The organism is Methylomonas rapida (assembly GCF_024360925.2).
Lineage (GTDB): Bacteria > Pseudomonadota > Gammaproteobacteria > Methylococcales > Methylomonadaceae > Methylomonas > Methylomonas rapida.
The window spans coordinates 448,027-469,510 of sequence record NZ_CP113517.1 but is presented as its reverse complement, the minus strand read 5'-3'; the positions used below and the strand labels follow the sequence as shown (position 1 = coordinate 469,510).

18 protein-coding genes are annotated in these 21,484 nt (G+C 52.1%); 13 read left to right on the top strand and 5 right to left on the bottom strand.

Annotated features, from left to right (window positions below; genetic code table 11):
- Positions 1-12 precede the first annotated feature (12 nt).
- The 10 genes from NM686_RS02170 (at position 13) to hemE (ending at position 13,363) form a co-directional block, all read left to right on the top strand.
- Positions 13-567: an LbetaH domain-containing protein gene (locus NM686_RS02170; protein WP_255190313.1), complete on the top strand. Its 555-nt coding sequence runs from the start codon at positions 13-15 to the stop codon at positions 565-567.
- A complete protein-coding gene (locus NM686_RS02165) occupies positions 564-1,475 on the top strand; it encodes a glycosyltransferase family 2 protein (RefSeq protein ID WP_255190312.1) in 912 nt (303 codons plus the stop codon). The genes NM686_RS02170 and NM686_RS02165 overlap by 4 nt, the downstream gene beginning before the upstream one ends.
- A 283-nt stretch (positions 1,476-1,758) precedes the next feature.
- Positions 1,759-2,772, top strand: a complete 1,014-nt coding sequence (locus NM686_RS02160) for a hypothetical protein (RefSeq protein ID WP_255190311.1) — start codon at positions 1,759-1,761, stop codon at positions 2,770-2,772.
- Positions 2,773-3,890: 1,118 nt separating this feature from the next.
- Positions 3,891-5,456 carry a VPLPA-CTERM-specific exosortase XrtD gene (xrtD, locus tag NM686_RS02155; RefSeq protein ID WP_255190310.1) on the top strand — a complete coding sequence of 522 codons (1,566 nt, stop codon included), beginning with the start codon at positions 3,891-3,893 and terminating at the stop codon, positions 5,454-5,456.
- 525 nt (positions 5,457-5,981) lie between these two features.
- Positions 5,982-7,670, top strand: coding sequence for a glycosyltransferase family 4 protein (locus NM686_RS02150; protein ID WP_255190309.1), 1,689 nt, complete (start codon positions 5,982-5,984; stop codon positions 7,668-7,670).
- A 388-nt stretch (positions 7,671-8,058) separates the two neighbouring features.
- Complete coding sequence (gene pyrF, locus NM686_RS02145) at positions 8,059-8,784, top strand: orotidine-5'-phosphate decarboxylase (protein ID WP_255190308.1); 726 nt, start codon at positions 8,059-8,061, stop codon at positions 8,782-8,784.
- A 213-nt stretch (positions 8,785-8,997) separates the two neighbouring features.
- Entirely contained in the window at positions 8,998-9,543 is a 546-nt protein-coding gene (aroK, locus tag NM686_RS02140) for a shikimate kinase AroK (protein ID WP_269022899.1), read from the top strand.
- Entirely contained in the window at positions 9,524-10,606 is a 1,083-nt protein-coding gene (aroB, locus tag NM686_RS02135; RefSeq protein ID WP_269022270.1) for a 3-dehydroquinate synthase, read from the top strand. The genes aroK and aroB overlap by 20 nt, the downstream gene beginning before the upstream one ends.
- Entirely contained in the window at positions 10,596-12,137 is a 1,542-nt protein-coding gene (locus NM686_RS02130) for an AAA family ATPase (protein ID WP_255190307.1), read from the top strand. Before aroB ends, NM686_RS02130 begins: the two co-directional genes overlap by 11 nt.
- A gap of 161 nt (positions 12,138-12,298) precedes the next feature.
- Positions 12,299-13,363, top strand: a complete 1,065-nt coding sequence (gene hemE, locus NM686_RS02125; RefSeq protein WP_255190306.1) for a uroporphyrinogen decarboxylase — start codon at positions 12,299-12,301, stop codon at positions 13,361-13,363.
- A gap of 100 nt (positions 13,364-13,463) precedes the next feature.
- Here hemE and NM686_RS02120 read toward each other — a convergent pair whose 3' ends face one another.
- From NM686_RS02120 to trxA, 3 genes are all read right to left on the bottom strand, one after another.
- Positions 13,464-15,158, bottom strand: coding sequence for an ABC transporter ATP-binding protein/permease (locus NM686_RS02120; protein WP_255190305.1), 1,695 nt, complete (start codon positions 15,156-15,158; stop codon positions 13,464-13,466).
- 218 nt (positions 15,159-15,376) lie between these two features.
- Entirely contained in the window at positions 15,377-16,633 is a 1,257-nt protein-coding gene (rho, locus tag NM686_RS02115; protein WP_255190304.1) for a transcription termination factor Rho, read from the bottom strand.
- A 177-nt stretch (positions 16,634-16,810) separates the two neighbouring features.
- The gene (trxA, locus tag NM686_RS02110) at positions 16,811-17,137 is read right to left on the bottom strand and encodes a thioredoxin TrxA (protein WP_255190303.1); all 327 of its coding nucleotides are present in this window, start codon (positions 17,135-17,137) and stop codon (positions 16,811-16,813) included.
- A gap of 101 nt (positions 17,138-17,238) precedes the next feature.
- On the opposite strand from trxA, the gene rhlB reads away from it, so the two are divergent.
- On the top strand, positions 17,239-18,567 hold the full coding sequence (rhlB, locus tag NM686_RS02105; RefSeq protein WP_255190302.1) for an ATP-dependent RNA helicase RhlB: 1,329 nt from the start codon (positions 17,239-17,241) through the stop codon (positions 18,565-18,567).
- Here rhlB and yrfG read toward each other — a convergent pair.
- Positions 18,497-19,171: a GMP/IMP nucleotidase gene (yrfG, locus tag NM686_RS02100; RefSeq protein WP_255190301.1), complete on the bottom strand. Its 675-nt coding sequence runs from the start codon at positions 19,169-19,171 to the stop codon at positions 18,497-18,499. The genes rhlB and yrfG overlap by 71 nt on opposite strands.
- 115 nt (positions 19,172-19,286) lie before the next feature.
- On the opposite strand from yrfG, the gene nudE reads away from it, so the two are divergent.
- Positions 19,287-19,859: an ADP compounds hydrolase NudE gene (gene nudE / locus NM686_RS02095; protein WP_255190300.1), complete on the top strand. Its 573-nt coding sequence runs from the start codon at positions 19,287-19,289 to the stop codon at positions 19,857-19,859.
- Here nudE and ampD read toward each other — a convergent pair.
- Entirely contained in the window at positions 19,848-20,390 is a 543-nt protein-coding gene (gene ampD, locus NM686_RS02090) for a 1,6-anhydro-N-acetylmuramyl-L-alanine amidase AmpD (RefSeq protein ID WP_255190299.1), read from the bottom strand. The two genes, nudE and ampD, sit on opposite strands and share 12 nt — an antisense overlap.
- A 100-nt stretch (positions 20,391-20,490) precedes the next feature.
- On the opposite strand from ampD, the gene nadC reads away from it, so the two are divergent.
- Positions 20,491-21,318, top strand: coding sequence for a carboxylating nicotinate-nucleotide diphosphorylase (gene nadC / locus NM686_RS02085; protein ID WP_255190298.1), 828 nt, complete (start codon positions 20,491-20,493; stop codon positions 21,316-21,318).
- Positions 21,319-21,484: the final 166 nt, after the last annotated feature.

The window sequence follows — 21,484 nt, the reverse complement described above, 5'->3', positions numbered from 1 at the left end:
TTATAATCGAGAATGCTGGATAGAAATCGTGTTGTTTATCAAAAATTATCCAAGTCAAATAAACTGACTCGTATAATTTGGAATATTACTTGGCTAACACTATATAGACCAAGCCCAATACCCTTTCATTTTTGGAGACGTTTCCTATTAAGATTATTTGGCGCTACTATTGAAGAAGGGGTTCACCCTTATCCATCAGCCAAGATTTGGGCGCCTTGGAATTTAATAATGCGTAAACATAGTTGTTTAAGTCATTATGTTGACTGCTATTCAGTAGATAAAATCGAGTTAGGTATTCATGTAACTGTTAGCCAATATTCCTATCTATGTTCTGCAAGCCACGATTATACGAGGACCGATATGCCATTGATTACCGCACCCATTAAAATAGGTAATTATGCTTGGGTTACTGCGGATGTTTTCGTTGGTCCGGGCGTTACGATTGGAGAGGGGGCTGTAGTCGGTGCAAGATCAACCGTGATTCGGAATGTTCCACCATGGACTGTTGTAGCGGGTAATCCTGCCACACCTATCAAACAACGCATTCTAAACAAGGAACATTCATGAGCCTGGATATTACCGCCATCATATTGACCTACAATGAAAGCCTGCATCTGCGCCGCTGCATTGAAAGCTTGCAAGGCTTTGTCAGCAGAATCGTGGTGGTGGATAGTTATTCTAGTGATGACACTCAACAAATCGCCAACTATTTTGGGGCTGATTTTTATCAAAATGCATGGATCAATTATGCCGCGCAATTTCAATGGGGACTTGATAATACAGGGATCGATACCGATTGGATTTTGCGTATCGACGCAGATGAATATATTGAAGAAGATCTAAAGCATGAAATAGCAAGCGCGTTAACCCAAGCAAATACAGACGTTTGTGGTTTTTTCATGCGCCGTAAATACGTTTTTTTAGGTCAATGGATTAGCCATGGGGCGATGTATCCCATCGATGTATTGCGGTTGTGGCGACGGGGAACGGGACGTATTGAACAGCGCTGGATGGATGAGCACATTGTATTGGAGCGCGGCACGTCCGAGCATTTGCGTGGCAATATCGTCGATGACAATTTGAACAGCGTCAGTTGGTGGGTCAACAAGCATAATGGTTATGCCACTCGGGAAATGCTGGATTTGTTAAATTTAAAATATGGTTTTATGGCTACTGACAACGCCATGCATAGCCAAACCGCCGGCCAAGCAAAACTCAAACGCTGGCTAAAAACAGCGGTTTACGCCAGACTTCCCTATTTCATACGGCCTATTTTGTATTTCTTCTATCGTTATTTCTTTAAGCTTGGCTTTCTGGATGGAACCAAAGGCTTTGCATTCCATTTCATGCAGGGATGCTGGTATCGTTGCCTGGTGGATTTGAAAATGCTGGAAGCAGAACGCTGGATTGGCCAGGAACGCGATCCGGAAGCGATCAAAGCCATTTTAAAAGCTAAAACGGGATTGAATATATAGGCACCTCGGTTCGGAGGTTGTCGAAACAAGCAATACAGTTCCTTCTCCCTCAGGGAGAAGGTTAGGATGAGGGAGTTAAATCAGGTGTTACACTATTATTCCCCTCACCCCCGCTCTCTCCCGCGAGGAGAGAGGGCTTTTACCCCCCCTTCGCGAGGAGAGGGCAGCGTAATAATCGAAATTCCGGGAAGTTCCGCGGCCATACCCTTATGACTCATGCGTTTTGCCGGCAACCGCTCGTTCTCTGGTTTTAGACGCGCTTGACCGATCATCGAGACAAGATATGAATGCCATCGACATCATCGAACAGGTTTACCGCTCGGCTACGCAACCGGTCGTTCAAGCGCGTTATTTGGCTCACGAGTTACGGCATTGGTATCAGGCCTTTCCCGCCTGTAATTACCTACAACCTTGCATAATTAACGGCCAAGCCGCGCTGATTTGTCAAAGCCATTTAAGCGGCGCCAATCCACGGGCTTTTCGCGCCTTACAAGCCATTTGCAAGCAGCACCATATTTACTTAAAAGAAGATGCTCGCACTCACGACAGGCACTCTAGCGTCATGCCTAACCGGCGTAGCATCGCGGTGATATTGATTTTTTCTCTGACGATGTCGGCTAGCATTCAGGCTGAAAACATGAGCCAGCGGTCCTTTGCCGGACAACCCGCGTTGGTTTCCATGGTGATTAACCATCAGAATCTGGCCCATGTCACCCAAAAAATCGCTCAACAAACCGGGATCAACTTCAAATTCGATGCGGGCATCGAGAACGATGTGATCAATCAAAAACTGGCCGCCGCGGATTGGAAATCGGCACTGGGCCAGTTGTTGCAAAACTATAACTACTCGATCATTCAAGAAAACGCCTCCATCAAAACGGTCTATATCACCGGCTATAAGGGCAGCAGGAAACCGGCTGCCGTCGAAAGCGCACAACCCCAACTCACCGATGACGCCCCTTTTCAAGCACGGGTCATCGATCCTCCCAGAGAAGAATTGGAGATCAGTATTCCAACCGATGAACTGGCCGCCCTGCCGGAAGGCGGCGAGATGGCAGTGGATTTGCCCGTGGGATTGTTTACGGTCAAACAGGAAAGCATGGTGGCCCTGGAAGACGGCACCTTAAGCTGGGTGGGGACGATGGACGACGATAACCAGTTCTATAGAATGTATTTCGCCCAAAGCCAGGATGGCGAGGTTGTTGGCAATGTCTACACGCCCAACGGTACTTATAATATCCAAACCGTTGACGGCCATACGTTCATGATCGAAGTCGATCAAATCAGCATGCGGTAGCGAAGGCATTTCCGGCAAAGCAGAGAGCCTATCAATCTGTCCCGATCACGCATTGCGGCAAAATAACCCGCATCGACAGGCGTAGCTGGAGAGGAACCGGCGCCACATCAAGCGCAGACCACGTAATTGCTGCCGATCCGCATCCTTGGAGGATTATTTCATGTTCATTCCTGAGTTATCGCTGAAGTTGATCGAAGGCTTGACCAAAATCAGGTTCATGTTAGCGTTTGCGCTGGTCTAGCGACGAGAAATTACGCTGTTGCATTTTTGCTTAAATAAGTGACACCTTATTTGGTATTATGAAAATCATCATGGATACCACCCTAACGTTCATGAAAATACGGCAATACCCCGGAGAATGAAAGTTACCGCTACCGGGTCAGGCCGAGCAAGCCGGGAAGATTTGCACTCAGTGCGATAGCTAAAGCAAATCGCACTCTCCCAGCGTGATTTTGGAGTAAAAAAGCTTTAGCTTTTTCCAAGCGTTCCGGCGCTTCGTCCACCATGACTTTCAGAGTAACGGATCATGAAAAAGACGTATCACCCCGGCACATGAAAGTTCTAGCTATAGGAGTGACGCATAGTCGCGATTGAAGCCATTTATCGCGACAGTGCGTCGCCCCTACAATGACTTTCAAAGTAATATGGTCATAAACGACATCCGAAAGCGTAAACCTTTATACACAAACTCGTCATCCGGGCGGGGATTGCAGGAATCCTGGCAACAGGGATGCTTTGGGTTCACTATTTCTGGCAATGGTTATCGACTTCCCGGCCGATAGACGAAATTTGTGTATAACGAGATGCCTTAGGATTTGGTTGAAAATAATTTCCCGTACTCCGAGCGCATCGTTCCCATGCTCCGCGTGGGAATGCAGCCTGAACCGCTCTGCGGTTCGGGACGCTAGAGCGTCCCTGAACAGGTTCCCACGCGGAGCATGGGAACCATTAGAAATTTGTGTATAACGAGATGCCTTAGCGCCTGACACGATACTTTTGGGCATTCCGCCCCGGCGGAATTTTTATGGACTTGACATTAGTTTTTATCAATGGATTCTCTAAAAGACACTATTTCAATCTCACGCAACCCTGAAACACTCGTATTAGCGCTATGGGGTTTGGCTCTCGTTCTGCTGGGCGTGGTATTCAGCGAAAGCCTGGCCGAAATGACCGCTATCTGGATGGGCAGCGAAGAATATAGCCACGGCTTCTTCATCCCGGCCATCAGCGTCTATTTGATATGGATGCGTCGACGGGAATTGCGCTTTGTCGAAGATTTCAAAGCTTCGTTACTCGGCCTGGGGCTTCTGCTGTTGGGGCTGTTTTTGTTTGTCCTCGGCGGACTGGCAACCATCCGCACCATTCAGCACTATGCCTTCATCCTGGCGGTCGTTGGCATTTTTGCCGCCGCGTTTGGCAAATCCGGCTTGAAAATCGCCTGGGTGCCGCTGGTTTTTCTGGTTTTCATGGTGCCCTTCCCGCAGTTCATCATCAACAATCTGTCTTCCAAGCTGCAGCTGATGTCATCCTGGCTGGGCGTGGAGTTTATCCGCGCCTGCGACATCATGGTGTATCTGGAAGGCAACGTGATCGATCTGGGTGGCTACAAACTGCAGGTGGTGGAGGCCTGTAGCGGTTTGCGTTATTTGTTCCCACTGGCCAGCCTGTCTTTTTTATGCGCTTATTTGTTCAAGGGCCCGGTTTGGCAAAAAGTCCTGATCTTTTTGTCTTCGGTGCCATTGACCATTTTCATGAACAGCTTCCGTATCGGCGTAATCGGTTTATTGGTCAATAATTGGGGCACCGAAATGGCCGAGGGCTTTTTGCACGATTTCGAAGGCTGGGCGGTGTTTTTATTGTGCATGGTGCTGCTGTTCATCGAAATGTGGCTTTTTTCCCGGCTCAGCGGTAAAAAAACCGCGTTTACGGACCTGGTGCAATTGCCCGAAGAATGGTTTGCCCCTGGCAAGACCGGGCAAATGGGCTTTTATTTGAACAAGTCGATCTATGTCGTGCTGGCGCTAATCCTGGTCGTGGGTGTGTCCGGCCAGTTTTTACGCGGCGATGAGGAAATCATTCCGCAACGCAAGGCTTTTTTGAACTTTCCGTTGCAACTGGCTGGCTGGCAAGGGCGGCGCGACTATATCGAGCAAAAGTATCTGGATACCTTGAAGTTGACCGATTATGTCGTGGCAAATTACGCATCGGCCGACGGCAAGGGCAGTGTCAATTTTTATTCGGCTTATTATCAATCCCAGCGCAAGGGCGCGTCCGTGCATTCGCCGCGCAGTTGTATTCCCGGCGATGGCTGGCAGATTACCAGTTTTGGCCAACGCGAGTTTCCGGAGTTGGAAATTCAGGGCACGCCGCTCATGGTCAATCGCGCGGTGATCGAAAAAGGCGATTACAAACAACTGGTCTATTATTGGTTTCAGCAACGCGGCCGCTCGATTACCAACGAATACCTGGTGAAATGGTATTTGTTCTACGACGCGATTACCCTGCATCGTACCGATGGCTCATTGGTCAGATTGGTCACATCCTTGGACAAAGGGCAGGATATCGAAGTGGCCGATCAGCGTTTGCAGGCCTTCATGAAGGATTTGGTGACGGTGTTGCCGGATTATTTGCCCGGCAAGGACATCGTGCCTGTGAATGCCGGTTTGGAATCTGGTCCAAAATAGCTTGCGGATTTTGCTGACCCGACTTCTGAGGGTGTCGAAAAAGGTAAGCCAATTCCTTCTCCCGGCGGGAAAAGGTCAGGATGAGTGGGGTATAAATCAGGTGTGTACATTATGTATTCCCCTCACCCGCAAGGAGAGGGGGGATTTTGCAGCCTCCAACGGGGAGTCGAATGGAAAACTGGATCGAGCACTCTTTAAATATTCTGTAGGAGCGACGCCTCGTCGCGATTGAGACTTCTCAAGTCGCGACGAGGCGTCGCTCCTACGCTGTTTGGCTTCAATGCAGTTTAGGATTTGGTTGAAATATCTTCCCGCCCTCCGGGCTCATCGTTCCCATGCGCCGCGTGGGAATGCAGCCTGAACCGCTCTGCGGTTCGGGACGCTAGAGCGTCCCTGAGCAGGTTCCCACGCAGTGCATGGAAACCATAAGCGGAAATTATTTCTAGGCTGTTTGACTTGGTATTTTTGGAATGAACTGGATGCTTTAAAAACACTTAAAGCCTCTGTCGCAATTGGATTGATAAAATGGAATTATTCTTAAGCTTTACTCTGGCCACATTGATCAGCGTGTTATCCATGCCTGTCTTGATCAAGTCGGCCGGGCGCCTGGGTATGCTGGATCAACCCGACGAACGCAAGGTTCATAAAAAAGCAATCCCCAGATGTGGCGGACTGGGCCTGTCGCTGGCCACCCTTATCACCGTTTCCGTGCTCGCGCCATTCGCCGCCCCCTTCAGCAGCTTGTTAATCGGCGGTTCCATTATCGTGCTTTTTGGCTTGCTGGATGACGTATTCAACTTGAATTATAAATGGAAGTTTTTCGGGCAATTCTTGGCCGTTATTTTCGTTTTATATCAGGGCATTTACTTGAGATGCCTGCCGTTTTTTGGCCTGGACGACGCCCCTCTTTGGATTGCGTATCCCTTGACGTTTATTTTCGTTGTGGGCGTAACCAATGCGGTCAATCTTTCCGATGGCTTGGATGGCTTGGCGGCCGGCATCATGTTGATGACATTGGCCGCGATTGCCTTTTTCGCCGAGCACGTGGGCGGCAAGGATTTGGCGCTGATCGCGCTGGCCTTGATTGGCGGCATCCTGGGTTTTTTGCGCTTCAACAGCCATCCCGCGATCGTTTTCATGGGCGATACGGGCAGTCAGTTCATCGGCTTCATGGCCGCGTTTCTGTGCATTTATCTGGTCGAAAACGTCTATGTCACGCTCAATCCTGCCTTGCCCCTGTTGCTTTTAGGCCTGCCGGTGCTGGATACGCTGATGGTGATGAGCCAGCGTATCTATAGCGGCCAATCGCCGTTTTCTCCCGATAAACGCCACATTCACCATCGCTTGTTGGCGCACGGTTTTACTCATGCCGAAGCCGTTTCCTGCATTTATGCGTTGCAGTCCATCTTTTTATTGGCCGCGTTTCTGCTGCGCTATCAAAGCGATTTAGCCGTCATCGGCGCCTATGCTTTGATTTGCGGCGGAATATTGCTGTTTTTTTATCAAGCCGATAAAACGGGTTGGCGGCTAAGACCTGAAATCAATGCCAGCGACCGCCGCAAAGGTATTTTAAGGCGCTTCGGCTGGTTATATTGGGGAGCGCGGTTCTATATCGAATTTGCGGTTTTGCTGTATTTATGGGCGATGATTTTCGTGATGTTCAAATCATTCCCGCTGTTTTCCGAAAAAGACTTCTTTTTTCTGGCCAGCCTGATTTTGTCGGCGTTATTGGTTCTGTTGCTCAAAGCCAATTTCGTCAATTCGCTGATCAAACTATGCATTTATATTACTGCCACTTTTTCGGGATTCATATTGACCAGCGAACAGCTGGGCAATCCCTATATCGATATTATCGCCAATAGTTTTCTGGCGACCCTGATGCTGGTGGTTTTTATCGGCACCCGGGTAACGCGCCGGGAAGTTTTTTCCTTTTCGACACAGGACCTGTTGATTTCTTTTTTCGCGGTCGCGACCGTCTTGCTGGCGGACACCCAATTTCCGGTCATTTTTCTGTTCAGATTGTTATGCCTGGCCTACGGGATTGAATACTTGTTCAATTTCCCGTTACGCCCTTACAAGTTACTCAAACTGAGTGGCTTGGTGTGCGGCTTTATGGTGTTTGCCATCTTGCTGAACGATTACGATTTGGACTCCAGAGCCTTTGGAACCCAACGGGGTTTTTCGCATTTGTCCGTATTTTCTCCATCCCGGTAGCTATAAAACAAAGCACTGGGAGAGACTGTATAGTCGTGAATTTAGGCTTTAAAGCGCGACTGTGCGTCGCTCCTACAACTGATTTTGCTTTGCTTTCCAACGCCTTACAAACCTAAAAAACGCAGTCGAGCCTATCAAAACCCCGTTCACCCTGAGCCAGTCGAAGGGACGGGTTTTGATAGGCTCACCCAATAAGTTGGTGCGTGGAAAAACCGCTCAGGGTTCGACGGTCTCACCACGAACGGTTCCAATACGCCTCAACTAATTTTTAAGATAAACAAACTGGTGTTCCTTTCTGAATAGCGGCAATTGAACTTCCTCAAGACGCGAGGGAGCTTCATCGTCTAAAATCCCTCTCCATATTCAACCTTCCAATGGAACCTGCTACATGACTGATTCATTCATCTCCAGCAAACCCATCCCCGTCCGCGAACGCCTGATCATGGCGCTGGACGTTCCTAGCATCGACGAGGCCAAGACACTGGTCGAAGAACTGGGCGATGCCGTGATTTTTTATAAGGTAGGCATGGAATTGTTTATGTCCGGGGATTATTTCGGCTTTATCGAATGGCTGAAAGCGCGCGAGAAAAAGGTATTCGTCGACCTGAAGTTTTTCGACATACCCGCCACCGTGGGCAGAGCTATCAAGGCCTTGAGCAACAAGGGCGTGGATTTAGCCACCATACACGGCAACGACTCCATCATGGAAGCGGCTGCCAAGGCCAAGGGCGACCTTAAAGTGTTGGCAGTCACGGCTTTGACCAGCCTGGATAGAGGCGATTTGGATGATCTGGGCTTTCACTGCGACGTCGAACAATTGGTGTTGTCGCGCGCCAAACGTGCGTTGCAGATAGGTTGCGACGGTATCGTTTCGTCCGGCCTGGAAGTATCGATGATACGCCAGGAATTGGGGCAAAAACTGCTGGTGATCACGCCCGGCATACGTCCAGTCGACAACCGTGAGGACGACGACCAAAAACGCGCGGTCAGCGTCGAACAAGCCATACAAAACGGCGCCGATTATCTGGTGGTGGGCCGTCCGATTCGCGATGCGGCGGACCGTAGGGCCATGGCGGAAAAGATTCAGACGCAGATTGCGGCGCAGTTTGCGTAAGGCAACTTCTAGCCCTTCGTCCGGCGAATGATGTCGTGAACGCAAAAAATGCCAGCGCTATTGGGCAATAGCTAAAGCTATTGCACTCCCCCAATTGCTGAATTTCGACTGGAGTGAAAAAGCTTTAGCTTTTTCCATTAAAGATGCCCTGCATTTTATTCATGACAAAAAGTGGGCATAATGTTTGCCTTTGCATGCCTTGACCCGCTATCGATGAAAAAACTGGAGAATATCTACTTGATCGGCCTGATGGGCGTGGGTAAAACCACCATCGGCAAGCAATTGGCCAAAGCATTGCAGTGCCCGTTTTATGATAGCGATAAAGTCATCGAGGACTGCATGGGCGTGGATATTCCGACCATTTTTTCCTACGAAGGCGAAGAAGGTTTTCGCTTGCGCGAGCAGGTCGTAATCCAGCAGTTGACGTCGATCAAAGGTATCGTGATGGCCACCGGCGGCGGTTCGGTGTTGAAGCCGGAAAACCGCGAAGCCTTGAAAGCCAGCGGCTTTGTGGTGTATCTGCATTGCTCCATCGATAAAATTTTATTCAGAACGCGACACGACACCCAACGGCCGTTGTTGCGCACCGACAATCCGCGCGAGCGCTTGCAATCCTTGCTGGCGCAACGCGAACCGCTGTATCTGGAGTGCGCCGACTTTACGATCGATTCCGGCTCGCTGCCAGGAAAGACAGTGGTCAAAACCATTTTGCAGCAATATCAGGCTGCTCTGGAAAATCATGAAAGTATTGCACGTTAACCTAGACAACTCCCGCGACTATCCCATTTACATCGGCTCCGGTTTACTGGGCCAGGCGGATTTACTGGCCCGTCACATCCGCTCCAAACAAGTCGCCATCGTCAGCAACGAAACCATTGCCCCGCTTTACCTGGCCAAAGTGCAGGCCGCACTGCCGGATCATCACGTGGAAACCGTGATTCTGCCGGACGGCGAGCAATACAAGAGCCTGCAGTATCTGGAAAAAATCTTCGACCAGTTGCTAACGAAAAAATTTAGCCGCAATGCTACGCTCATCGCACTGGGCGGCGGCGTGATCGGCGACATGGGCGGATTCGCGGCGGCCTGCTATCAGCGCGGCATCGCCTTCATCCAGATTCCGACCACCCTGCTGGCGCAAGTGGATTCGTCGGTCGGCGGCAAGACCGGCGTCAATCACCCCTTGGGCAAGAACATGATAGGCGCGTTTTACCAGCCGCAGTGCGTGATCGCCGATGCCGATGTGCTGGACACGCTGGATGACAGGCAATTATCCGCCGGCCTGGCCGAAGTGATCAAATACGGCCTGATCCGCGATCCGGAATTTTTGCAATGGCTAGAAGCCAACATGCCCAAGTTATTGGCCCGCGACAAGGAAGCTCTGGCCTACGCGATAGAGCGCTCCTGCGCCAACAAGGCCGAAGTGGTCGGGGAAGACGAATTCGAATCCGGCGTCCGGGCCACCTTGAACTTAGGCCATACCTTCGGCCATGCGATCGAAACCGGCAGTGGCTACGGCCATTATCTGCATGGCGAGGCGGTGGCGATTGGCACCTGCTTTGCCGCCGATTTGTCGCGGCGCCTGGGTTGGCTGAACGATGCCGACGTCGCTCGCGTGATTGCCCTGTTCAAGACGGCCAATCTGCCGATAACACCACCCGCAACTATGACGACTGCTCAATACGTGGATTTGATGGCGGTCGACAAGAAAAACGTCGACGGCAAAATCCGCGTGATTCTGCTGCAAGCGCTCGGCAAGGCCTCGTTGCCGGTCAATGTCGACCTGGCGCAATTGCAAGCGACCTTGAACACGTATGCTGGATAACGACAACCTGACCTATAGCCCGAAACGCCCTGGCAGCTTTGGCGTCAACAGGACATCGGAACGCATACTGCTGACGCCTGATCGTTCGCAAAAGCTGGATCTGCTGATCCATTTGCTGACCAATCTGCAGCAATCCTTGATAGTGTGCGGCCCAGAAGGCATAGGCAAGACCACGCTGTTTCAGGCTTTGATCAATAGCCATCAGGACGTCTGGCCGATTTGCCTGCTACCGGGCTCGTCCGCCTTGAGTTTCGAATCGGTCATGACTCGGCTGAGCCAGTTTTTGAACCTGAGCAGCGCCAATCTGCGTTTCGACATGTCCTCATTGCGCGCCTTCTGCGCCAAGCAAAAAGTGGTGCTGGCGATAGATGACGCCGGCGAACTGGTACCAGGACTGATCGGGGAGTTGATCGATTTTGCCTATTCTCTGCCGGGTCTGAGGCTGGTTTTTGCGATGAATTCCGACGAGTTTCAAACGAAATCCAGTTCCGATAAAACCCTGGATGCTTGTCATCTGATCGAATTGCCCCCGCTCAATCAGCGTCAATGCCTGGAATATCTGCAAAATCTTTCAGCACAACCAGGCACTCAACTTTCCTTCAAAGCCGTCACCGATGAACTCGCAGAAGAGTTGTTCCGACAAACCCAAGGTATTCCGGGCAAGCTGCTGGCCGAACTGCCCAAGGTCGAACACTATCAGGGCAAGCAACGCAAGCTGGGTTTATGGCTAGGCGTTTTGGTCATCGTCGCCGCGGCGGGCTTTGCCGCCTATACCCTGTTACCGCCAATGGTTTTCGAAGACAACGTCGCCGATGCACCAGCCGAAGCGGAGCCAGCCAGCAGCGAGCCAACCCCGATTGCGTCAGTAGAAAAAATTACAGAACAAATTACAAAAGCGCCGACGGTCGACACGCACAGCATGACACCGGCCAATGCCTTGATACCTGAGCATTTGCCCTCAGAGCATCTTCCCACGGCACCGGAAACGCCGCCCACGATCGAGATCACGCCGACAGCAACCGCCGCGTCAATACCAGCCCCAAGTCCCGATCCCGTACCGCCTGCCGCACCCGTCGAGGCAAAACTGCCTGCAATACCCGAACCCGCACCATCGGTGCCTGCCGTTGAGCCCGCAGCCGAGCCACCCAGACCCGCGGAAAACCCTACAGTGGAGACACCTGTGGCAACCGCCAAAACAACGGAAAAACCCACCGCCGGCAAAACCGGAACTGACGGCGGCGATCTGGACTGGATCATGTCGCAGCCCGCCAGCAATTACACGGTGCAGATCATGGTATTGTCGAACAAACAAGGGGTCAGTCGCTTCCTGAAAAAATACGCCGAATACCGCGACAGCCTGAAGTATTACAGCATCGGCAAGGAAGGTCAGGAAAGATACGTACTGATTTATGGCTCCTTCCCGTCATCCATCGATGCCCTGAATAACAAATCCGACATGCCGAACGAATTCAACCAAGGCCTGGTCAAGCGCTTTAACGTGATACAAAAGGAAAGCCGCCGCAAACAATAATTCAGGTTATGGCCAAAAATAACGTCCCTGTTTATTCCCTCACCCAGAGGAAAGTGTCGTAAAAGCCCCCTCCCCTCTCGGGAGAGGGCGAGGGAGTAAAATGGGGATGTGATTTTGCCGGAATCCTTAGCTGCTTGATTGCCCACAACTCTACGAGACCGATGACAACTTTAAAAAACGATTTATTTCTGCGCGCCCTCTTCAGACAACCCGTGGAACGCACCCCGGTGTGGATGATGCGGCAAGCCGGACGTTATTTGCCCGAATATCGCGAAGTCCGCGCCAAAGCCGGTAATTTCATGCAATTGTGCACCAATCCGGAGCTGGCTTGCGAAGTCACCTTGCAGCCCATCGACCGCTTCGGCTTTGATGCGGCGATTCTGTTTTCCGACATTCTGACGATACCGGATGCCATGGGGCTAGGCCTGTCCTTCGCGGAAGGCGAAGGCCCCCAATTCGCGCATCCGGTTCGCAGCGCGGCCGATGTGGCCAATTTGCCCATCCCGGACCCTGAAACGGAATTGCGTTATGTGATGGACGCGGTGCGCCTGATCAAAACCAACCTGCATGACAGGGTGCCGCTGATCGGCTTCTCCGGCAGCCCATGGACGCTGGCGACCTACATGGTAGAAGGCAAAAGCAGCAAGAGCTTCCAAAAAGTCAAAAGCATGATGTTCGAGCAGCCGCAATTGATGCATCAAATGCTGGACAAACTGGCTCAATCGGTCGCGTCTTATCTAAACGCCCAAATCGCGGCCGGCGCCGACGCCGTGATGGTATTCGACACCTGGGGCGGCATGCTCAGCCATGCCGACTACATGGAGTTTTCGCTCCGCTATGCGCAACGAGTTCGCCAGTTATTGCACACCCAGCGCGACGGCCAAAGCATCCCGACCATTTTGTTCACCAAGGGCGGCGGTTTGTGGCTGGAAGCAATGGCGGAAACCGGCTACGACGCTCTTGGCCTGGATTGGCAGACCGACATCGGTAACGCCAGAGCCCGCGTCGGCGACAAAGTTGCCTTGCAAGGCAATATGGACCCGATCACGCTGTACGCGCAACCCGACGTGATACGCGAGAAGGTAGGCCAGGTGCTGCAAAGTTTCGGCCAGGGTTCAGGTCATGTTTTCAATCTGGGCCACGGCATCCTGCCGGACATCAATCCCGAACACGTCAAGGCGATGGTGGATGCGGTGAAGGAATTGAGTCCGCAATATCACCTGTAGGCAAGCCCATTTTCTCGATTGAGCGTAGGGTACGCTGTGCGTACCCTACATCGGAAAGTTATTTTGACGAAATCCTCACAACACCAAAATCAGCGCTTCCCTAACAAACGTTGATTTCGCGGTGATGCAGCGCCTGTATCGCCGGCTGCTTGGTAATGGTCAGCAACGCGGAATCGGGCAGTTTTTGATTGATCAATCGCATCATGTCGACCTCGCTGGTAGGATCGAGCGAGCTGAAGGCTTCCTGCATCAAAATCCATTTCGGCTTTTGCAACAACAATCGAACCATGCCGAGACGTTGCTGTTCTTCGCGCTCCAGGTTCTTTTCCCAATCCGCGCTTTCGTCCAGTTGCGCAATCATGCCCTTCAGACCGGCAAGCTCCAGAGCCTTTTCCAGTTCTTCCTGGCCGAAGGCATCCTCGCTGTAGGGGTAGCAAATGGCCATTCTCAAGGTACCGGTCGGCAAATAGGGTCGAGGTGGCATGAAAAATATGGCTTCCTCGCCGGGAAGCTCAATCGTGCCGTTACCCCACGGCCAAAGTCCGCAAATGGCTTTGAACAATTTGTTGCCGGTAAATGCGTTGCCGGTAATCAATATTCTGTCGCCCGCCTTGATTTCTTCATTGATGCAAGGCAAGCACACGATGCCATCCAGCCTCAACAGGCAAAGATCGTTCAAACGCAACACCGATTGCGCCTTCTTTTCCAGATGCAGACGGTTGGGTTCGGATTTACTGATCTCGCGCTCCAATTGCTCCAACGCACTCGCCAGGCCGAGCACCCGCTCCACCGACGCCCGCCATTCCGCCACCTTGCCCATGTTGTCAACGGGCCATGACAAGGCCGAAACCATGTGCTGGAAGGATTGGGCGGACTGCATCAACGCACCGAGACTGATGCTGCCGAGAATATACCGGGGGGCCGACACCAAAATGGGAAACGCCATGGACAACACCGAATAGCCGGAGCTGAACAGCATGATTTTCTCCCAGGCCTTGGTCTGCTGATGCCAGGCCGCAACGATGTCGCCGAACAAATCATGAAAATGCGGCACTTCATTGCTTTCACCGCGAATCATCGCAATGGCTTGCGAATTTTCCCGCGCCTTCACCAGGGCAAAACGAAAATTGGCCTCCACCGTTTGCCGCTCGTCGGTGGCCTTGGTCAACGGCCTGCCAATCCACCAGCCCAATATCGAAGCACTGGCGGCATAAATGATCGCCAGCCAGACCAGATGCCCCTTCAGAAAAAACTGGGTAATGCCCAAATCGATCGTAATCGTGCCCGATAAGCTCCAGAGAATTTCGGTAAAGCTACCCAGCAACAGAATGCTGTAAAACAGGCTATGCAGCAGATCGATGGCGTATTCGGTGGAAATGCGGATGTCTTCGGCGATACGTCCATCCGGGTTGTCGTGCTTGCCAGGAATGTGAGTCACCAGATAATGGCGGCCCTTGTGCATCCATTGTCCGATCAGTTTGTCGGTCAGCCAGCCGCGCCAATCGAGCTGTATGCGACGTTTGACCTTCAAGTGCGTGGCGGTGATCGCCATGTTGGCGATGAAAATCAAGATGATCAGCCCGATTTGGGTAAACAGGCCAGACATCGAGCGCTGATCGAGGGCGTCGAACAATGCCGCGCTCCACACCGTAATCACCACGGAAACGACGATCTGTAGTATGGTCAAAACCACCAGGGCCAGCGACAAGCTGCGAATAGTCGCCTTATTCTCGGAATCCCAAAAAGATCCAGCAAGCCGGATGAATTGAATAAAAAATTTGCTGGTGGTTTGCAAAGCCGTACTCCTATTTTCAAGGTGAGGGGGCAATATACAAATTTGCGCCATCAATAACAATAGCACCGCGGTTTCGGCGGAGACTGGAAATTAGACTTCAAAAACCGTCAAATCACGTTAAAACGCGACTTAAACCACTGAAATGAGTCAATTGCTCAACAAAAAAGCCGACATGGGATGCCTCCCATATCGGCTTTTCAGGCTGCACCCCAGTGAGGCTAGCGCTTCATCGAATCGAAAAACTCGGCGTTGGTTTTGAAATCCTTGAGTTTGCCCAACAAAAATTCCGATGCCGCCAGTTCGTCCATCGGCTGCAAAATTTTTCGCAAAATCCAGGTTTTTTGCAACTCGTCGGGATCGACCAAGTATTCCTCGCGGCGAGTACCTGAGCGGTTGATGTTGATGGCTGGGTAAATCCGTTTCTCGGCGATTTTGCGTTCCAGGTGCAACTCCATGTTGCCGGTACCCTTGAATTCCTCGTAGATTACCTCATCCATCCGCGACCCCGTTTCCACCAGCGCGGTGGCGATGATGGTCAAACTGCCGCCTTCTTCAATGTTTCGGGCCGCACCGAAAAAGCGCTTGGGCTTTTCCAGCGCATTGGCATCGACACCGCCGGACAACAGCTTGCCGGATGACGGCACCACCATGTTGTAAGCCCGCGCCAAACGGGTAATCGAGTCTAACAAAATGACCACGTCGTGTTTGTGTTCGACCAGACGCCGGGCTTTTTCGATGACCATGTCGGCGACCTGCACGTGCCGCGTGGCCGGCTCGTCGAACGTACTGGAAACCACTTCGCCGCGCACGCAGCGTTCCATTTCCGTCACCTCTTCCGGACGTTCATCGATCAATAGTACGATCAGATAACATTCCGGATTCTTCTCGGCTATCGCATGGGCGATGCTTTGCATGATCATGGTCTTACCGGCTTTGGGCGGCGACACGATCAAACCGCGCTGGCCCTTGCCTATCGGCGCGATCAAATCGATGATGCGGGCGGTCAAGTCTTCGCTGGTGCCGTTGCCTTGTTCCAGACGGAAACGTTTGTTGGCGAACAGCGGGGTCAGGTTGGAAAAAGAAATCTTGTTCTTGGCGTGCTCGGGGGATTCGAAATTGATGCTTTCCACTTTCAGCATCGCAAAGTAACGCTCGCCTTCCTTGGGCGGCCGTATCTTGCCGCTGACGGTATCGCCGGTGCGCAAACCGAAGCGTCTGATCTGACTGGGAGACACATAAATATCGTCGGGACCCGCCAAATAAGAGCAACCAGGCGTCCGTAAAAACCCAAAACCGTCCTGCAGTATTTCCAAAACCCCGTCACCGAATATGTCTTCGCCACTTTTTGCCTGTTTTTTCAGAATGGCAAAGATGAGCTCTTGCTTTCGGGCTCTGTCGATACCTTCGAGGCCCAGGGATTCGGCTATGGAAATAATTTCACTGACTTGTTTAAGTTTTAGCTCGGTAAGATTCATAAGGGTTATGAGAAAAGAAGAAATGCAAAACGGCAGGAAGCCGTTTATGGCAGACGTGGTTGTTGGATTTAGTTACGGAAGCTGAGGATACGAAGAAGCAGGCGCGAAAGATTCTAACGCAATAGCCGGACTTATCAAAACGTTTTATGAAAAGACCGGCTATTTAAGACGTATTGACTAGATATTGCTGTCAATGAACGCAGTGAGCTGGGACTTGGTCAGAGCGCCAACCTTGGTTGCCTCGACTTCACCGCCCTTGAACAGCATCAGCGTTGGAATCCCGCGCACGCCATAATGTTGTGGAGTTTTGGGGTTTTCATCGATGTTCAGCTTGGCAATGGTCAATTTGCCTTGGTACTCAGAGGCCACTTCATCCAAAACCGGGGCAATCATTTTGCAAGGGCCACACCATTCCGCCCAATAATCCACCAAAACAGGGCCGCTGGCTTTCAATACGGCATCGCTAAAATCAGCATCTGATACATGAAGGACTAAGTCGCTCACGCCATTCTCCAATAGTTTACAAAGGCAAAACTATAGTTTTGTCTCGCTGCAATTGTCAATCGATTTCAACCTATCGGCATTTTACGTTATCCTATCGTGCTATGAAAAAAACACATTTGACGGAAACGCGTTTTAGCAATCTGGAGTTGTCCGACTCCATCATCAAGGGCTTGAAAGAAGCCGGTTTCATTCACTGCACCCCCATCCAGGACAAAGCTCTGCCGTTGGCGCTGCGGGACAAGGATGTTGCCGGCCAGGCGCAGACGGGAACCGGAAAAACCGCCACTTTTTTGTTGGCCACTTTTCAACGCCTGATCAACGATGAAAGCGAAAAAATCAAGAATCCGCGCGCGTTGATTCTGGCGCCCACGCGCGAACTGGCGATCCAGATTCACAAGGATGCCGTACTATTGAGCCAATGTCTGAATCTGAAATTTGCGCTGATTTATGGCGGCACCGACTATCAAAAACAGCTCGACAAGCTCAAGGGCAATGTCGACATCATCATCGGCACGCCGGGACGCATCATAGACTTTTACAAACAAGGCGCCTTCACGCTGGACAATATCCAGGTGTCGGTGATGGACGAAGCCGACCGCATGTTCGACCTGGGCTTCATCAAGGACATTCGCTTCTTGCTGCGCCGCATGCCGCCGCCGGAAAAGCGATTGAATCTGCTGTTTTCGGCGACCTTGTCCTACAAAGTCACCGAACTGGCCTACGAGCACATGAACAACCCGGTGATGGTGAAAATCGAAACCGAGGAAGTGACGTCCAAATCCATCAACCAGTTTGCCTTCTGCCCGGCCAACGAGCAGAAAATTCCGCTGTTGCTCGGCTTGCTGAAATCCCACCAACCGGTACGCAGCATCGTCTTCGTCAACACCAAGCGCTGCGCCGAACAACTGGACGATTACCTGAAGGCCAACGGCTACAAGGCGGCCATGCTCAGCGGCGACGTACCGCAAGAAAAGCGCCAGCGTCTGCTCAACGATTTTCAGGAAGACCGGGTCAACTTGTTGATTGCCACCGACGTGGCGGCTCGCGGTCTGCATATTCCCGACGTTTCGCATGTGTTCAATTACGATTTACCGCAAGACGTGGAAGACTACGTGCATCGCATCGGCCGTACCGCCCGCTTCGGCGCCAGCGGCGAGGCGATCAGCTTCATTTGCGAGGAATATGCCTACTCGATGCCGGACATCGAGGACTATATCGGCGAAAAAATCCCGGTGGAACCAATTACGCCGGACTTATTGCTCGAAGAGGTCATCAAACCGCAACGCCGCGAACCGCGCGAGCGAGTAGCCCCCCATGGCAAACGCCCGCCCCGTGGCGACCGCAGGCCGCCCAGGGAATTCAAAGGCCCTCGCCCGGTACCAGCCCCGGCATCATCGCCCGAAAATCCTCCACAGCCGGAAACTCCGTAATCGTCCGGACCGGCGCCCGGCTATCCGGCCTGCTGATCGACACCAGATAAGCAATGCCGAAAGCCTGCGCCGAACGCAGCACCGCCAAACTGTCATCGACCAACAGCGTGCTGTGTTTCTCAAACACGTGCTTATCCTGCAGAGCCTGCCAAAATCCCTGCTGCTCCTTGGCCAAACCAAAATCATGCGATGAAATGATGTCATCGAAAAACCGATGCAAACAGGTTTTTTCCATTTTCAGACTCAGACTGCCGCGATGGGCATTGGTCACCAGCAACAAGCGCCGCCCACTGCCGCGCACGGCTTCCAGAAATTCGGTGACATGCGGATGCACCGCGATCAAGCCCGCCAACTCCTGCTTCAACCCGGCGAGATCCAGCTTCAATTCTTCACCCCAGTAATCCAGGCAGTACCATTCTAGCCGGCCTTCCATGGCCTTGAAGCGGGGCTTGAGCTGCCTTTTGGACTCTTCCAGCGTCAACCCGTGCAACTCGGCAAAACGTAGCGGCACGAATTCCTGCCAAAAATGATTATCGAAGTTCAAATCCAGCAAAGTACCATCCATGTCCAATAACACGGTTTTGATGTCGGGCCACGCGAGCATTACAGACCTCTCCAACGAGATATATCGAGCTTCAATGGTAGCGAAAAAGCCGAGGCTTTGTCATTACGGCTCTGTTACGATGTCATTTTCGACTATCAGCCCTCTCGCAAGTCCCATGTCCAGAAAAATGCCCATCATTCACAACCGCGCAGTAATCGCCGAAACGCGGCAATTCCGCATCGAATCATTGGAACTGGAATTCAGCAGCGGTGAACTTCGTCAATACGAACGCCTGGCCAAAAGCGGCACATCAGGCGCCGTACTGGTGGTGCCCATGCTGGATCACAACACCGTGCTACTGATCAGAGAATACGCCGCCGGCCTGCATCGCTACGAACTGGGTCTGCCCAAAGGCAAAATCGATGCTGGGGAAGACAATCTGGACGCGGCCAATCGTGAACTGAAGGAAGAAGCAGGTTATGGGGCCCGCCGCCTGCATCATCTGCATACCGTTTCGTTGGCTCCCGCCTATCTGGAACATACGATAGACATCATTCTGGCGGAAGACCTGTACCCGGAAAAACTAGCCGGTGACGAACCGGAAGAACTGGAAGTGGTTCCGTGGTCGTTAAGCCAGATAGAACGTCTATTGACCAGCGGCGAATGCAGCGAAGCGCGTTCGATTGCCGCCTTGTATTTGGCGGCCGAGCACCTGCGCAAGCGCCAGCCAACCAGCCTAGACCAATAAATCATTCAGCCTTTGCCAGTCAAAAAAGGGGCCGGGATCGGACTTCCGGCCAGGCGCTATGTCACTGTGCCCAACAATTCGCTCCCGGCTCAAGGCTGGGTAGTTCGCCAACAATGCGCGCACCAACTCGGCCAGTTGAGCATATTGCCTGTCGCTATAGACCTGATTGACCGAACCTTCCAGTTCGATGCCGATCGAAAAATCATTGCATCGCTCGCGCCCCTGATGCCAAGAAACCCCGGCATGCCAGGCGCGCCTATCGAACGGCACATATTGCACCAGCGAACCATCCCGCCGGATCAAGACATGGGCCGACACTTTGAGCCCGTGAATTTCGGCAAAATAAGGATGTTCATCCGGGTTGAGTCCGTTACAAAACAATTGATCGATATAATCACCGTCAAATTGCTCCGGCGGCAAGCTGATGCAATGAATCACCAGCAACGTGATGTCCTCTGGATCGGGACGTTCATCGCAATTCGGGGAATTTAGCTGTCTGGCGCAATCGATTCGATGATTATGGATTTGCATGTCGGGTAGCGATTTAACGTTTGCGGTATTTTCTCACGGCCAAGGGTCCGGCCCGGTTGGTTTATAATGGACTCATGTTTCACGCCAGCCAAGACAGATCATGAACCTACGCCCCTCCCACGAAGAAATTGCCGCTTATCTTGCCGAGGATTTGGGCAGCGGCGACATCACCGCCAGCATCATTCCGGAAACCACACGGGCAACGGCAAGAGTCACCACACGCGAGGACATGGTGCTTTGCGGCCTGGCCTGGTTTGATGCGGTTTTCTGGCAACTCAGCCAAGACATTGGCATCGAATGGTTTTTCGATGATGGCGATGAAGTACCCGCGAACGCTGTGCTTTGCCGCCTCAGCGGCCCCGCCAGGGCTTTGTTGACGGGCGAAAGAACGGCGCTGAACTTGCTGCAGACCTTGTCGGCAACCGCGACGACCGCGCGTCGTTATGCCCATGCCGTCGCCGGAACCGGCTGCAAAGTGCTGGATACCCGCAAAACCTTGCCCGGTTTGAGATTGGCGCAAAAATACGCCGTCAGATGCGGCGGCTGCACCAATCACCGGATCGGCTTGTTCGACGCCGTGTTGATCAAAGAAAACCACATCATCGCAGCCGGCTCGATCAGCGCCGCAATCAACAAGGCCAGAACCCTGAGCGACGTGCCCGTTGAAGTGGAAGTGGAATCCTTGAGCGAACTGGAAGAAGCACTGGCCGCCAAACCCGATCGCATCATGCTGGACAATTTCTCGCTGGAAGACATGAAGCGCGCCGTCGCGATCACCCAGGGCGCAGTCGAACTGGAGGCATCGGGCAACATCGGCTTGGAAAACATCCGTAGCGTGGCCGACACTGGCGTCGATTACATTTCTATCGGTGCATTGACCAAAAATATCATCGCAATCGACTTGTCGATGCGCATCGAATTACTCTGAAAGTCATTGTGGGAGCGACGCATAGTCGCGAATTGAAGCCATTTATCGCGACTGTGCGTCGCTCCTACAGCCAGAACTTTCATTTGCCGGGGCGATGCCAAGCCTTCATGAGCGTTACTGTAGAAGCAAATCGGTAGCTGGCAGAACGAACACCCCGTTCAGCCAG

Excerpts from the sequence above, each read along its gene's own strand:
- ampD (WP_255190299.1), bottom strand. The coding sequence starts at position 20,390 with ATGCAAATCCATAATCATCGAATCGATTGCGCCAGACAGCTAAATTCC.
- pyrF (WP_255190308.1), top strand. The coding sequence starts at position 8,059 with ATGACTGATTCATTCATCTCCAGCAAACCCATCCCCGTCCGCGAACGC.
- NM686_RS02150 (WP_255190309.1), top strand. The coding sequence starts at position 5,982 with ATGGAATTATTCTTAAGCTTTACTCTGGCCACATTGATCAGCGTGTTA.
- yrfG (WP_255190301.1), bottom strand. The coding sequence starts at position 19,171 with ATGCTCGCGTGGCCCGACATCAAAACCGTGTTATTGGACATGGATGGT.
- NM686_RS02165 (WP_255190312.1), top strand. The coding sequence starts at position 564 with ATGAGCCTGGATATTACCGCCATCATATTGACCTACAATGAAAGCCTG.
- nudE (WP_255190300.1), top strand. The coding sequence starts at position 19,287 with ATGTCCAGAAAAATGCCCATCATTCACAACCGCGCAGTAATCGCCGAA.
- NM686_RS02160 (WP_255190311.1), top strand. The coding sequence starts at position 1,759 with ATGAATGCCATCGACATCATCGAACAGGTTTACCGCTCGGCTACGCAA.
- rhlB (WP_255190302.1), top strand. The coding sequence starts at position 17,239 with ATGAAAAAAACACATTTGACGGAAACGCGTTTTAGCAATCTGGAGTTG.
- NM686_RS02170 (WP_255190313.1), top strand. The coding sequence starts at position 13 with ATGCTGGATAGAAATCGTGTTGTTTATCAAAAATTATCCAAGTCAAAT.
- hemE (WP_255190306.1), top strand. The coding sequence starts at position 12,299 with ATGACAACTTTAAAAAACGATTTATTTCTGCGCGCCCTCTTCAGACAA.
- aroK (WP_269022899.1), top strand. The coding sequence starts at position 8,998 with ATGAAAAAACTGGAGAATATCTACTTGATCGGCCTGATGGGCGTGGGT.
- NM686_RS02130 (WP_255190307.1), top strand. The coding sequence starts at position 10,596 with ATGCTGGATAACGACAACCTGACCTATAGCCCGAAACGCCCTGGCAGC.
- rho (WP_255190304.1), bottom strand. The coding sequence starts at position 16,633 with ATGAATCTTACCGAGCTAAAACTTAAACAAGTCAGTGAAATTATTTCC.
- aroB (WP_269022270.1), top strand. The coding sequence starts at position 9,524 with ATGAAAGTATTGCACGTTAACCTAGACAACTCCCGCGACTATCCCATT.
- nadC (WP_255190298.1), top strand. The coding sequence starts at position 20,491 with ATGAACCTACGCCCCTCCCACGAAGAAATTGCCGCTTATCTTGCCGAG.